1 pseudogene is annotated in these 370 nt (G+C 28.1%); it reads left to right on the top strand.

The annotated features are described in order from the left end of the window. Nucleotides 1-177: 177 nt before the first annotated feature. Nucleotides 178-370 (top strand): annotated as a pseudogene (locus BTV99_RS12855) (hypothetical protein); the annotation flags it as partial.

Here is a 370-nt window from a genome sequence, read left to right as displayed (position 1 = left end):
GCTCCTTGATGTACTAACTATTTGGTACTGCATTAAACGTATTTTTATTAGTATCATTAAATAGGATATTATCCTATAGGATAACTTAAGTCAATATAAAAAATATTTTTTGTATTTAATAATTAATTACCTCATACTTATAGTACATTTTACTGTAATTATAACTTGAGGCTTTTCATGTCTAATTTATTACCTTATCAAATCTCTGAAGATGAAAGCGTAGATCTATCATTCATAGACGATACTATTTGGATCACACAGAAAGGGATGGCAATGCTATTTGACTGCTCTACAGATAATATAGCTTTACATCTTAAGAATATATTTAAAGATAATGAGCTTGACCAAAAAGCAGTTACCGAGGAATACT

The sequence above is a fragment of the Psychrobacter sp. Rd 27.2 genome, assembly GCF_001921755.1.
Taxonomy (GTDB): Bacteria; Pseudomonadota; Gammaproteobacteria; order Pseudomonadales; family Moraxellaceae; genus Psychrobacter; species Psychrobacter celer.
The sequence above is the reverse complement of the archived record's forward strand: the minus strand, read 5'-3'. Positions and strand labels throughout refer to the sequence as shown.